Source organism: Aquabacter sp. DMC10 (assembly GCF_056314145.1).
Window position 1 is genome coordinate 139,766 of sequence record NZ_JBQUYX010000006.1, and the last position, 12,489, is coordinate 152,254.

At 67.4% G+C, this 12,489-nt stretch carries 14 protein-coding genes; 8 read left to right on the forward strand and 6 right to left on the reverse strand.

Features of this window, described 5'->3' with window-relative positions; translation table 11 throughout:
* Positions 1–87: 87 nt before the first annotated feature.
* Positions 88–1,029, reverse strand: a complete 942-nt coding sequence (locus ACT54L_RS16950) for a diacylglycerol/lipid kinase family protein (protein ID WP_476086820.1) — start codon at positions 1,027–1,029, stop codon at positions 88–90.
* Positions 1,030–1,340: 311 nt separating this feature from the next.
* On the opposite strand from ACT54L_RS16950, the gene ACT54L_RS16955 reads away from it, so the two are divergent.
* The 3 genes from ACT54L_RS16955 to ACT54L_RS16965 all read left to right on the forward strand — a co-directional run bounded on the left by ACT54L_RS16955 (position 1,341) and on the right by ACT54L_RS16965 (position 3,371).
* Positions 1,341–1,739, forward strand: coding sequence for a hypothetical protein (locus tag ACT54L_RS16955; protein WP_476086821.1), 399 nt, complete (start codon positions 1,341–1,343; stop codon positions 1,737–1,739).
* Between the two features lie 153 nt (positions 1,740–1,892).
* On the forward strand, positions 1,893–2,102 hold the full coding sequence (locus ACT54L_RS16960) for a DUF1328 domain-containing protein (protein WP_476086822.1): 210 nt from the start codon (positions 1,893–1,895) through the stop codon (positions 2,100–2,102).
* 162 nt (positions 2,103–2,264) lie between these two features.
* Entirely contained in the window at positions 2,265–3,371 is a 1,107-nt protein-coding gene (locus tag ACT54L_RS16965; RefSeq protein ID WP_476086823.1) for a polyamine ABC transporter substrate-binding protein, read from the forward strand.
* 180 nt (positions 3,372–3,551) lie between these two features.
* On the opposite strand, the gene rnhA is transcribed toward ACT54L_RS16965, so the two are convergent.
* From rnhA to ispH, 3 genes are read right to left on the reverse strand one after another with little or no spacing between them, the layout of a single operon-like run.
* Entirely contained in the window at positions 3,552–4,013 is a 462-nt protein-coding gene (gene rnhA / locus ACT54L_RS16970) for a ribonuclease HI (RefSeq protein WP_476086824.1), read from the reverse strand.
* Positions 4,010–4,975 carry a homoserine kinase gene (gene thrB / locus ACT54L_RS16975; protein WP_476086825.1) on the reverse strand — a complete coding sequence of 322 codons (966 nt, stop codon included), beginning with the start codon at positions 4,973–4,975 and terminating at the stop codon, positions 4,010–4,012. Before thrB ends, rnhA begins: the two co-directional genes overlap by 4 nt.
* Positions 4,976–4,978: 3 nt before the next feature.
* Complete coding sequence (gene ispH, locus ACT54L_RS16980) at positions 4,979–5,983, reverse strand: 4-hydroxy-3-methylbut-2-enyl diphosphate reductase (RefSeq protein WP_476086826.1); 1,005 nt, start codon at positions 5,981–5,983, stop codon at positions 4,979–4,981.
* Between the two features lie 240 nt (positions 5,984–6,223).
* Here ispH and ACT54L_RS16985 point away from each other — a divergent pair, with 240 nt between their 5' ends.
* Positions 6,224–6,904 (forward strand): DUF1013 domain-containing protein, encoded by a 681-nt coding sequence (locus ACT54L_RS16985; protein WP_476086827.1) that lies wholly within the window; start codon positions 6,224–6,226, stop codon positions 6,902–6,904.
* Positions 6,905–7,042: 138 nt separating this feature from the next.
* Here the strand turns inward: ACT54L_RS16985 and eno are convergent, their stop codons facing one another.
* The gene (gene eno, locus ACT54L_RS16990) at positions 7,043–8,326 is read right to left on the reverse strand and encodes a phosphopyruvate hydratase (RefSeq protein WP_274773945.1); all 1,284 of its coding nucleotides are present in this window, start codon (positions 8,324–8,326) and stop codon (positions 7,043–7,045) included.
* A gap of 186 nt (positions 8,327–8,512) precedes the next feature.
* On the opposite strand from eno, the gene queF reads away from it, so the two are divergent.
* From queF to moaB, 4 genes are all read left to right on the forward strand, one after another.
* On the forward strand, positions 8,513–8,965 hold the full coding sequence (gene queF, locus ACT54L_RS16995) for a preQ(1) synthase (RefSeq protein WP_476086828.1): 453 nt from the start codon (positions 8,513–8,515) through the stop codon (positions 8,963–8,965).
* A 41-nt stretch (positions 8,966–9,006) separates the two neighbouring features.
* Complete coding sequence (locus ACT54L_RS17000) at positions 9,007–10,023, forward strand: hypothetical protein (RefSeq protein ID WP_476086829.1); 1,017 nt, start codon at positions 9,007–9,009, stop codon at positions 10,021–10,023.
* Positions 10,024–10,165: 142 nt separating this feature from the next.
* Complete coding sequence (gene ypfJ, locus ACT54L_RS17005; RefSeq protein ID WP_476086830.1) at positions 10,166–11,047, forward strand: KPN_02809 family neutral zinc metallopeptidase; 882 nt, start codon at positions 10,166–10,168, stop codon at positions 11,045–11,047.
* Positions 11,047–11,610, forward strand: a complete 564-nt coding sequence (gene moaB / locus ACT54L_RS17010) for a molybdenum cofactor biosynthesis protein B (RefSeq protein ID WP_476086831.1) — start codon at positions 11,047–11,049, stop codon at positions 11,608–11,610. The genes ypfJ and moaB overlap by 1 nt, the downstream gene beginning before the upstream one ends.
* Positions 11,611–11,613: 3 nt before the next feature.
* On the opposite strand, the gene ACT54L_RS17015 is transcribed toward moaB, so the two are convergent.
* The gene (locus ACT54L_RS17015; RefSeq protein ID WP_476086832.1) at positions 11,614–12,387 is read right to left on the reverse strand and encodes an HXXEE domain-containing protein; all 774 of its coding nucleotides are present in this window, start codon (positions 12,385–12,387) and stop codon (positions 11,614–11,616) included.
* Positions 12,388–12,489: the final 102 nt, after the last annotated feature.

Sequence of the window (12,489 nt, forward strand, 5' to 3'; positions counted from 1 at the left end):
GTTCGCCCCGACCGAATCGGCGTCCGCTGGCAATTCCCGAGACCGGCATGAAGGACGGCCGGCGGAGCTTCCGCCGGCCGTTTCGTTTCAGGCGGCGCCCGTCTTTGCCCCTTCCCTGGTGGCGGAGGTCCCCCATTGGTTGGCCTCCGGCGGCAGAAGGAGGGACAGGGCGCCGGGGGCCACTTCATAGCGCAGCGGCAGTGTCTCGCGGGTGATCTCCCCGTCGGTTGCCACCCAGGCCCGCCGGCGGCGCAGGCCGTGAATGGTGACGGCCTTGGCCTGGAAGGAGTGGATGCCGGGATTGTCGCGCCACGCCTCCACCAGGAGGTCGGCGCCCGCCTTGATGCGGGCCAGCGCGCCGCGGTCCTCGGCCACATGGATTTCCAGCACCCCGGCATCCAGGCGCGAGCGATGAAATCCGGACCGGTCGAAGACATTGTTGGTCACAAGGGCCGCATAGGCATCCACGGGCGCCCGCTGGCCCTCGATCTCCAGTTCGAGCGACAAGCGCCCGGAGCGCACCACCGCGCGCCCCAAGGCCAGGAACCACCCCAGGATGCGGCCGCGCGTGGATCGCATCTGCTCGCGGGCCATGGCCATCTGGGTGAAAAAGCCGAGCCCCGAGACGCCGTGGAACGCCCGCCCGTTCAGCGTCGCCAGATCGATGCGCTTGGCCTTGGCGGCGCGCAGGGCCTCGAGCGCGGCGGTCAGATCGCGCGGCAGGCCGATGTCATAGGCGAGCAGATTCATGGTGCCGAGCGGCAGGACCCCCAGTGTGACATCGGTGCCGCACAGGACGGATGCGGCAAAGCTGACGGTCCCGTCCCCTGCCCCCACGATCACCGTGTCATAGCCGGCGGCGCGCGCGGACCGGATCGCGGCCACCATGCCGGCGCCTTCCAGCACCTGCACGTCCGCCTCCTGGCCCGGCAAGGTCAGGGCCTCGTCCACCTGGACGCGGATCTTCTCCGCCCCCACGTCCCGCACGGTGCCCGCCTGCGCGTTCAGCACCACTAGGGTCCGCCCCATGCCTCATCTCCTCATCGCCCCTCGGGCGCTTCGACCGGCCTGACTGCCGCCGCGATCAAGCTCGCCACCCGGCTGGCGGTTCCATGTCACCAAGGAATGGCGCACCCCCGGATTCTGCCCGCGTGCGGTGGTCGATCCGCCCGACACCTTGTCCCGCGACGGCCTCGGGAAACAAGGGGCCGCTGCGGCCCTCGCGAATGCCCCCTCTCCCGCCGCGGCCTGTTGTCCGTGCGGCGCGCTCTTGCCGCGCTTTCCCATCCGGCGGGCGGAGGCTAGGGTCGGCGATCGTTGGTCGCAGGGGGAGAAACGCCATGACCATGTCTCACAATGCCGGTCCGCCCTCCATCCTGCGCCTGCGCGCCGGCCTGCTGCTGCTTGCCACCGTCTCCCTCTTCTCCATCTCCGCCGGCCGCTATGCCGCCGTCACCTTCGGGCTGGGCTGGGGCTGGGGCCTGGCTCTGGTGCTCGCCTTCGTGCTCCTGGTGGGCTTTGGCATCTGGCGTCTCACCCGCAAGGTCTATCTCATCATTGCCGCCGCCGTGACGGCCCTGACCACCTATTTCGCCTATGACTTTCTTCAAGGCGCGGTGGGGGTGTCCTCGACCACCGCTTTGATCCTGTCCCTGGTCCCTCTGGTGGTGGTGGGCGCCGCCTTCTGGGATTTCCTGCGCCTCAAGGAAGAGATCCGGCGCTGGCTCAACAGCCGCTGAAGCTTTCCCCGCGCGCCATGAACCGGCTGGAAGGGAACCTGCGCCAGAGGTGCGCGGTTCCCGCTGCGATCCACCCTTAAGACACGCGGCAGCGCCTCCAGCGCGGGAACGCGGCGTCTCTACCGGCGGATCATGGCCCGCTGGAGAGAGCCCATGCTCAAATATGCCGTCATTTTCCTCATCGTCTCAGTCATTGCCGGCGCCTTCGGCTTCATGAACATCTCGGCGTTGGCGCGCCGCATTTCGATGATCCTGTTCGGCCTGTTCCTCGGCCTTGCCCTCCTGGTGCTGCTGTTCTTCCTGTTGCTGGACAAGGTGACCGAGCAGCATTCGCTTTTGATGCTGGCCACCGCCTGGGTCTGACGGCGAAAACCAGCGCCTGCCTTCCCTTGCGGCGCCTCGTGGCGGGATGCCGCAACGCAGCGCCCCGGTGGATAAGCAGTTGAGCGGCGCCCGTCCTCGCAATAGCCTGACCGTGGCGAAGCCGGTTCAACGGCTATCGTGGACCTTCTAGAGGAGCCTTACATGCGTCGCCTCGCCCTCCTGGCCGCGCTCGGCACGATCGCCTTCGGCGCCGTGCCAGCGCTCGCCCAGCAAAAGGTGGTGAACGTCTACAACTGGTCCGACTATATCGACGAGTCGGTCATCGAGGCGTTCACCAAGGAAACCGGGATCAAGGTTCGCTACGACGTTTTCGACAGCAACGAGGTGCTGGAGACCAAGCTGCTGGCCGGCAAGACCGGCTATGACGTGGTGGTCCCCACCGGCTCGTTCCTGCAGCGCCAGATCAAGGCGGGCGTGTTCCAGAAACTGGACAAGTCCAAGCTGCCGAACCTGCAATATGCCTGGCCGGAAATCACCAAGCGCCTCGCCGTCTATGATCCCGGCAACGAGTTTGCCGTGAACTATATGTGGGGCACCACCGGCATCGGCTATAATGTGGATGCCGTGAAGGCGCGCCTCGGCGACATTCCCATGAACACCTGGGACATCGTCTTCAAGCCGGAGAACCTCTCCAAGCTGAAGGATTGCGGCGTCTACATGCTGGACGGCCCGGAGGAGGTCATCCCCTCCGCCCTGCGCTATCTCGGCCTCAACCCCGATTCCAAGGACCCGGCCGACATCGCCAAGGCCGGCGAATTGCTGAAGAAGATCCGTCCCTACATCCGCAAGTTCGATTCCTCGGGCTATATCAACGCGCTGGCGCGCGGCGACATCTGTCTGGCGGTGGGCTGGTCGGGCGACGTGTTCCAGGCCAAGACCCGCGCCGCGGAAGCCGCCAAGAAGACCAAGAAGAAGCCGGTTGAAATCGCCTATGCGCTGCCGAAGGAAGGCGCGCTGATGTGGTTTGACAACTTCGCCATCCCGAAGGATGCGAAGAATGTGGACGAGGCCCTCGCCTTCATCAACTACATGATGAAGCCGGAAGTGGCGGCCAAGAACACCAACTACATCTCCTATGCGAACGGCAACTTGGCCTCGCAGAAGTTCATCGACAAGGACATCCTGGACAACCCGTCCATCTATCCCACTGCGGAGACGATGGCCCTCCTGTTCACGGTGACCACCTACCCGCAGGATGTGCAGCGCGTGGTCACCAAGACCTGGACGCAGTTCAAGAGCGGCAAGTGACGAACGGCAAGTGAAGGCCGGCAAGTGAAGGCCGGCAAGTGAGATGAGACAAGCCGGCGCCGGGCCTCCGGCGCCGGACTGGAAAAAGGTTCCGCCGGGCCTCCGGCTCTGAGCCCAGAAAAAGGGCCCCGCCGGTGCACCGCGCGGGGCCTTTTTCTTAAGCTTGGAGGGATCCGCGTTTCAGGCTGGCGCGCCGCGCCGCGCGGTCTTGAACGGCGCCATGCCGGCGCGGGCCAGTTCATCCGCCCGTTCGTTCAGTTCGTTGCCCGCATGGCCCTTCACCCAGTGCCAGGCCACCTCGTGCCGGGCGATGGCGGCGTCGAGCCGCTCCCACAGATCCTGGTTCTTCACCGGCTTCTTGTCCGCCGTGCGCCAGCCATTGCGCTTCCAGCCGAACATCCATTTGGTGACGCCGTTGCGCAGGTACTCGCTGTCGGTGTGCAGGTCGACGGCGCAGGGCTTCTTCAAAGCCTCCAGCGCGCTGATGGCGGCCAGAAGCTCCATGCGGTTGTTGGTGGTGAGCCCCTCCCCGCCGGACAATTCCTTTTCATGGGCGCCCGCGCGCAGGATGGCGCCCCAGCCGCCGGGACCGGGATTGCCGGAACAGGCGCCGTCGGTCCAGATTTCCACCCGCGCGCTCATGCGCCGAGCCCATAGTCGCGGGCACTTGCGATGGTGCGGTGGAAGCGCAGCTTGCGCAGATATTCCTTGGGGTCCTTCGGGCGCACCAGGGCGCCGGGGGGCACGTTGAGCCAGTCCACCAGCCGGGTCAGCAAGAAGCGCAGGGCCGATCCGCGCGCCAGCCGCGGCAGGGCTTCCCCTTCCTCCGGGCTCAGCGGACGCACCGTCTCATAGGCCTGGAGCAAAGCCCGCCCCTTGGTGGCGTTGTAGGAGCCGTCTTCCTCGAAGCACCAGGCATTCAGGCAGATGGCCACGTCATAGGCCAGGAGATCGGTGCAGGCGAAGTAGAAGTCGATGATGCCGGAGAGGCTGTCGTCCAGGAAGAAGGCGTTGTCCGGGAACAGGTCCGCATGGATGACGCCGGACGGCAGGTCGCAGGGCCATTGCGCTTCCAAATCCGCAAGTTCCGCCTCGATGGTCGCGGCAAGCCCTGGCGCCACCGTGTCGGCGCGGCCGTCGGCCGCCACATAGAGCGGGCGCCAGCCGGGCACGGACAGGGCATTCACCCGCCGCATGGGAAAGTCGGCCCCCGCCAGATGCAGCCGCGCCAGGCCTTCGCCCAGCGCCGCGCAATGCACCACCGCGGGCCGGCGCACGGAGACGCCGGGCAGGAAGGTGACGATGGCGGCGGGCCGCCCCGCCAGTTCGCCGAGCATCGCCCCGTCCCGCGCCGCCACCGGCTGCGGGCAGGACAGGCCGCGCGCGGCCAGATGCTGCATGAGACCGAGGAAGAAGGGCAGGTCCTCAAGCGCCACGCGCTTTTCATAAAGCGTGAGGATGAAGGTGCCGGCGGTGGTCTGGATCAGGAAGTTGGAATTTTCCACCCCCTCGGCGATGCCGTGAAAGGACACGAGGGTCCCGATGTCATAGCGCGCCAGAAACTGCTCCAGATGGGGAGCGGACACATCGGTATAGACAGCCACCTTTTACTCCGCGGCGTCGGGACGAAGAGCCCGGGGCAAGGGGAAGAACACATCCTCCTCGGCCGCGGTCACGGTTTCCACCTCCAGCGCATAGCGCGCGGCGAAGGCATCGAGGATTTCCTCCACCAGCACCTCGGGCGCCGAGGCACCGGCGGTGACGCCCAGCGAGGCGATGCCGCCAAACAGCGACCAGTCGATGTCGCCGGCCCGCTGCACCAGCACGGCGACCGCGCATCCCGCCCGCTCCGCCGCCTCGCGCAGGCGCTGGGAATTGGAGGAATTGGGCGCGCCCACCACCACCATGGCGTCCACCTGAGGCGCCACCTTCTTCACCGCTTCCTGGCGGTTGGTGGTGGCATAGCAGATGTCTTCCTTGTGCGGCGCCGCCATGGCGGGAAAGCGTTCGCGCAGGATGGCAACGATCTCCGCCGTGTCGTCCAGCGACAGGGTGGTCTGCGTGACATAGGCGAGGTTCGCCGGGTCTTTCGGCACCACGCGCCGGGCATCCTCGGCGGTCTCGATCAAGGTGACGGCGCCATCGGGCAATTGGCCCATGGTGCCGATCACCTCGGGATGACGGGCATGGCCGATGAGCAGGATATCCCGGCCCTTGCGATGATGCACCTGGGCTTCCCGGTGCACCTTGGTCACCAGCGGGCAGGTGGCGTCGATGGCGAACATGTTGCGCGCCGCCGCATCCTCCGGCACCGAGCGGGGCACGCCATGGGCAGAGAAGATGACGGGCGCGTTGCCGGCCGGCACCTCGTCCAGTTCCTCCACGAACACGGCGCCCTTGCGCTTCAGGCTCTCCACCACATAGCGGTTGTGGACGATCTCGTGGCGCACATAGACCGGTGGGCCATAAAGGGTGAGCGCCTGCTCCACCGCATCGATGGCGCGCACCACGCCGGCGCAGAAGCCGCGCGGCGCACACAACAGCACGCGCAAGGGGGGCAGGCCGCCGTCTGGCGCGCCGGAAGGCAGGGACGAGAGATCGGAGCCGGTCATGGGTCCATGAATGGGCGCGGCCGGCAAGGGGAGTCAAGAGCCGCCATGGCCTGGCACGTGGCCCGCGCGCCCGCCGGCTTGCGCGGCGCCGGCCCAATGCCCATTTGCATAAAGGTCCGGTCCCAAGTATGGTCGCACCATCCCGGACATTTTGAGATCCGCGGTTCGCCCCCACGGCGGGGGCGAGCACAAGACCCTTATGTCCGTCGCCCAGAACAAGAGAACGCCGAGAGGCTCCCCATGTCGAACACCCCTTTGATGCCGAAGGCGACCGCCGTATGGCTGGTCGAGAACACCGCGCTCACGTTTGAGCAGATCGGTGACTTCTGCAAGCTGCACCCGCTCGAGGTGAAGGGCATTGCCGACGGGGAAGTGGCGCAGGGAATCAAGGGCCTCGACCCCATCTCCACCGGCCAGCTCTCCCGCGATGAGATTTCGCTGGCCGAGAAAGATCAGAATCGCCGCCTGCGGCTCCTGGAATCCAAGGTCCGCCTGCCGGAGAAGAAGACCCGCAAGGGCCCGCGCTACACCCCGGTCTCCCGCCGCCACGACCGGCCGAACGCCATCCTGTGGCTCACCCGCAACCATCCCGAGCTGAAGGACGCCCAGATCATCCGCCTGGTGGGCACCACCAAGTCGACGATCCAGTCCATCCGCGAGCGCACCCACTGGAATTCGGCGCAGCTTGCTCCCATGGACCCGGTGACGCTGGGCCTGTGCAGCCAGATCGACCTGGACATGGAAGTCCAGCGTTCCGCCAAGGACCGCCCCGCCCACATGGGCCACGAGGACAAGGGCGAGACCCTGCTGCCGGCGGATGTCACCACCCGCTACGACGAGCCGGCGCCCAGCCGCAAGGAAAGCCTCGACCTGGAGACGGTGTTCGCCAAGCTCGGCGGCTCCAAGAAGGGCGAAGAGTGAGGGTCACCTCCCCCGGCCTTTTTCGTCGTTAAGGTCTAGCGCCCCGCCCCCCGGCGGGGCGTTTTGCATCTCAGGGCCTCAAACGAAAGAAGCCGGACCTTTCGGCCCGGCTCCTTCCAAACTTGAGCGACCAAAGGCTCAGGCGAGGGCCTTCAGCGCCGCCTTGCCGGCATATTTGGCCTGGCTGCCCAGTTCCTGCTCGATGCGCAGCAGCTGGTTGTACTTGGCAGTGCGGTCCGAGCGCGCCAGCGAGCCGGTCTTGATCTGCCCGCAGTTGGTGGCCACCGCCAGGTCCGCGATGGTGGAATCCTCGGTCTCGCCGGAGCGGTGGGACATGACGGCGCGATAGCCGGCCTTGTGGGCCATCTCGACCGCCTCCAGCGTCTCGGTGAGCGAGCCGATCTGGTTCACCTTCACCAGGATGGCGTTGCCGGTGGCTTCCTTGATGCCGCGCGACAGGCGCTCCACATTGGTCACGAACAGGTCGTCGCCCACCAGCTGGCACTTGGAGCCGATGGTGTCGGTGAGCAGCTTCCAGCCCGCCCAGTCGTCCTCGGCCATGCCGTCCTCGATGGTGACGATGGGATAGGCGCCGACCAGCTCGGCCAGGTACTTCACCTGGGCTTCGATGTCGCGCACCTTGCCCTCGCCCTCATAATGATAGGCGCCGTTCTTGAAGAATTCGGTGGAGGCGCAGTCGAGGCCGATGAACACGTCGGCGCCGGGCTTGAAGCCGGCCTTCTCAACCGCCTTCATGACGAAGTCCAGCGCGGCCTCGGCGGAGGCCAGGTTCGGGGCAAAGCCACCCTCGTCGCCCACATTGGTGTTGTGGCCGGCGTCCTTCAGGCCCTTCTTGAGGGTGTGGAAGATTTCCGCGCCCCAGCGCAGGCCTTCCGCGAACGAGTCCGCGCCGGCGGGCAGGATCATGAATTCCTGGAAGTCGATGGGATTGTCCGCATGGGCGCCGCCATTGATGATGTTCATCATGGGCACCGGCAGCACGCGCGCGTTGGCGCCGCCCACATAACGGTAGAGCGGCAGCGCGCTCGCCTGGGCAGCCGCCTTGGCCACCGCCAGGGACACACCGAGAATGGCGTTGGCGCCGAGGCGGGCCTTGTTGGGGGTGCCGTCCAGGTCGATGAGGATGCTGTCGACCTTCACCTGGTCCTCGGCATCCAGGCCACCGATGGCGTCGAAGATCTCGCCATTGACCGCCTCGACCGCCTTCTGGACACCCTTACCCAGATACCGGCCCTTGTCGCCGTCGCGCAGTTCCACCGCCTCATGGGCGCCGGTGGAGGCGCCGGAGGGCACGGCGGCGCGGCCGAGGGAGCCGTCCTCCAGCACCACGTCCACCTCGACGGTGGGGTTGCCGCGGCTGTCGAGGATCTCTCGGCCGATAATGTCGACGATGGCGGTCATGGAACGAACCTTCCCTTCACGAGCCAGGATTTCCGCGAGGGCATGCGCGCGCCCCCGTCTTCGGCGCCGCTTCTAGCGCGTGCGGCGCGGAATGCGAAGAGGGCGTGGCAGCGGCACGGTGCCGTTTGGGCTATGGTCCGCGCCGAACCGCCCGGCATCGCCGGGCCAGATCCTGAAGGACGCCTTATGACGCAAGACGAGCTCCAGCTCGGCCGGCAGACCGCCCTGCCCGACAACCCGGACACCGCCACCCTCGACCGCGTGCCCAATCCGCATCCCGATACGGACTATGTGGCCCGCTTCACCTGCCCGGAATTCACCTCGCTTTGCCCGGTGACCGGCCAGCCGGACTTCGCGCACCTGGTCATCGACTATGTGCCCGACCTTTATCTCGTGGAATCAAAGTCACTGAAGCTCTACCTCGCCGCCTTCCGCAACCACGGCGCCTTCCACGAGGATTGCACGGTGGCCATCGGCAAGCGCCTCGTGCAGCTTCTGCAGCCCCGCTATTTTCGCATCGCCGGCTATTGGTATCCGCGGGGGGGCATCCCCATCGACGTTTTCTGGCAGACTGGCACACTGCCGGCGAGCGCGTGGCTGCCGGACACCGGCGTCGCCCCCTACCGCGGGCGGGGCTGAGTCAGACGGCCCGCAGGCAGGGGCCCAATACGGAGAGGCAAATGGCCAGGCTGATCGTCACCAACGGGGATTCCGCCGCCGCCAACATCCGGGCCGGCGGTGTGAAGGGCCGGGTGCTGGAATGGCGTGACGTGCTCCATGACGGCCCCGTGCCGGCGCTGGAGAGCCTCGACCTGGTGTCGGACGCCCGCGCGGAGTATCTGGCCGCCGTCTTCGGCCTCGATTTTGCCGATGTGCGCGGCGACTTCGCCGCGCGCGACGGGCTCATCACCGCCCATATCGCCTATAGCGACGTGGAATTGTGGTTCGAGCACGATCTGTTCGACCAGCTCCAGCTGGTGCAGCTGCTCGCCTTCTTTGCCCGCGAGCCGGAGCGGGTGGGGCTGAAGCTCATGCAGGCGGACACCTATCTCGGGGCCTTGTCTCCCGATGCGGCCGCCGATCTTGCCCCCGGCGCCGTGCCGGTGACCACCGTGCAACTGGAGGCCGGCCGCGCCACCTGGGCGGCGGTGACCGAACCGACGCCGGAGGGCATCGCCGCCCTCGCCGAGGCCCCGGTGCCGGACCTGCCCTTCCTCGCCCCCGCCCTGCGCCGCTGGCTGGGCGAATTGCCCGCGCCCGCATCGGGCCTGTCGCTGACGCAGGAGCGCACCCTCCAGGCGCTCGCGGACGGGCCGATGATCGTCGGCCGCCTGTTCGGCGCCGTGACCGAGCAGGACGAGGCCAAGTTCCTGGGCGACATGAGCTTCTTCCTGCGCCTCGACGAGATGGCGTTCGGCCCGGTGCCGCTCATCTCCGGCCTGCCCTGCCCGGTGCATGAGGTCCCCCGCTTCACCCCCGCCACCGCCGGTGACGTGCCCACCGCCGAGGAATTGTCCTATCGGGCCTATGCGGCGAGCACGGTCGCCCTGACGCCTGCCGGGACGGCGGCGCTGTCCGGCACGCTGGACCATGCAACCGCCAACGCCATCGACCGCTGGCAGGGCGGCACCCATCTGCGCCTCGGCCACATCTGGCGGTTCGATCGGTCGGCGGGCCACTTGGTGGCACCGGGCTGAGCGATCGCTCCGCTCCGTCAGGGCCACCGCCTGTCTTGGAATTTGCCGCAAAGGCATGCTTTGTCGCGCCTGAGGGCGAACCTTCGGCTTCACCGGACGTTGTGCCGCCAGGGCCATCCGGCCGGGCGCAGGAGAGACAGGCATGAAATGGGAGGATTTCCGCTCCAGCGGCAATGTGGAGGATCGGCGCGGATTCTCCATGCCCGGCGGGCGGGGTGGCGGCATCGGAATTGGCACCCTGATCGTGGTTGGCCTGGTGGGCTGGGCGCTGGGCATCAATCCGCTGGTGCTCCTCTCCGGCCTTGATGCCATCCAGGGCGGCGGGAGCGGCTATTCCCAGCAGAGCGCCCCCACCCAGCAGGGCACGCGCGGTGCGCCCTCCGACGAGCTCGGCCGCTTCGCCTCCAAGGTGCTGGCGCAGACCGAGGACGTGTGGACCGACATTTTCCGCCAGCAGGGCAAGACCTATAAGGACCCCACCCTCGTCCTTTTCTCCGGCACCACCCGTTCGGCCTGCGGCGGGGCCTCCTCGGCCATGGGGCCCTTCTATTGCCCCAACGATCAGAAGGTCTATCTGGACCTGACCTTCTTCCAGGAGATGAAGACGCGCTTCCGCGCGCCCGGGGATTTCGCCGCCGCCTATGTGATCGCCCACGAGGTGGGCCACCATGTGCAGAATCTGATCGGCATCCTGCCCAAGGTGCAGGAGGCCCGCCGCAACGCCCGCAGCGAGCGGGAATCCAACGCCTTGTCCGTGCGCACGGAATTGATGGCCGATTGCCTTGCCGGCGTGTGGGCGCACCATGCCGATGCCCGCTTCCAGGTGCTGGAGCCGGGCGACGTGCAGGAAGCGCTGAACGCCGCCGCCGCCATCGGCGACGACACGCTGCAGAAGCGTTCCCAAGGCACGGTGGTGCCCGACAGCTTCACCCACGGGTCTTCGCAACAGCGGGTGACCTGGTTCACGCGCGGGCTGAAGACGGGTTCCATGCAGCAGTGCAACACTCTCCAGGGACCCATCTGATGGCCGGCCTCGACACCACCCGCCCCTTCGTGCCCGTGCGCATCGCGGTTCTCACCGTCTCCGACACCCGCGAACTGGCGGACGACCGCTCGGGCACCGTGCTGGCCGAGCGCATCGCCGGGGCCGGACATGTGCTCGCCGGCCGCAGTATCGTGAAGGACGATGTGGAGGAGATCCGCGCGGCGGTGGGCGCCTTCATCGCCGATCCCGCCGTGGACGTGGTCATCACCACCGGCGGCACTGGCTTTACCGGCCGCGACGTGACGCCCGAAGCGGTGGAGCCCTTGTTCGAAAAGCGGATGGAGGGCTTCTCCACCGTCTTCCACATGGTCTCCTTCGCCAAGATCGGCACCTCGACCCTCCAGAGCCGCGCCACCGCCGGGGTGGCCAACGCCACCTACATCTTCTGCCTGCCCGGCTCGCCGGGCGCCTGCAGGGATGGCTGGGACGAGATCCTGGTGCACCAGTTGGACGTGCGGCACCGGCCCTGCAATTTCATCGAGATCCTCCCCCGCCTGGACGAGCATCTCAAACGGGCGAAGGCCCAGGGCGCGACCGTCTGAGCCTCACTCCACCGGCGGCGGTGCCGGCCGGGGCGCGCGCCGCCGGGTCGGGCGGGACGCCGGGCGAGGGGGCGCGACCGGCACCGGCCGGTCCGGCATGGCGAAATACATGAGAGCGAGCGGCACGAGGCCGTTCAGCGCCTGGGTCACCGACAGCACTTCCGGGCCGATATAGCCGCGCAGGAACAGCATGAGCGAGCCGAGCAGGACGCCGTGCACGATCAGCCCCCCCGCCACCAGCAGCGACAAGGCCTTGAGCCCGGCGCCATAGCGCTTTACCGCCACGAACAGCACCCACAGGCAGACCGGCGCGAACAGGCTCATCGCCGTCACCAGCCCGGGATTGTAGCGGGAATTCATCACCGCCGGCCCCGCATGGGCGAAGATGTTGACCAGCGGCACCGCGAAGAAACTGAGGCCCAGCAACGGCCGGCGTGGCGCCAGCAAGGCCGCCAGGATGCCCGCCAGCCACACCCCGCCCACATTCACCGAGGTGATGAAGGACAGGGGCACCGGGCAGGCGATGGGATCGCGATAGCTCAGCTCCGCGCACAGGGCTCCCCGGAAGGCATAGGGCCGGCCGAACAGGTCGACCCCATGCTCCTCGAACTGGTGGATCATATAGATGGCGACGCCCAGCCAGGTGAGCCAGCCCATGTCCAGCCAGCGCCGCACGCTGCGATCCGCCGCAAGGCCATCGCCCGCCGCGAGCAGGATGACGAGGATGCCGGCGGCGCCGAGGCCGATCCAGGGCCAGGTGGTTGCGAACAGGGGCATGGGCGCGCAGCTTAAGGAGGGGAGGGTTTCGCAAAGGTTCAGATGCGAATCCTCGTTCGCAAAAGATAGCACGGCCAGGAACGGCCGGCTCCGGGAGGACGC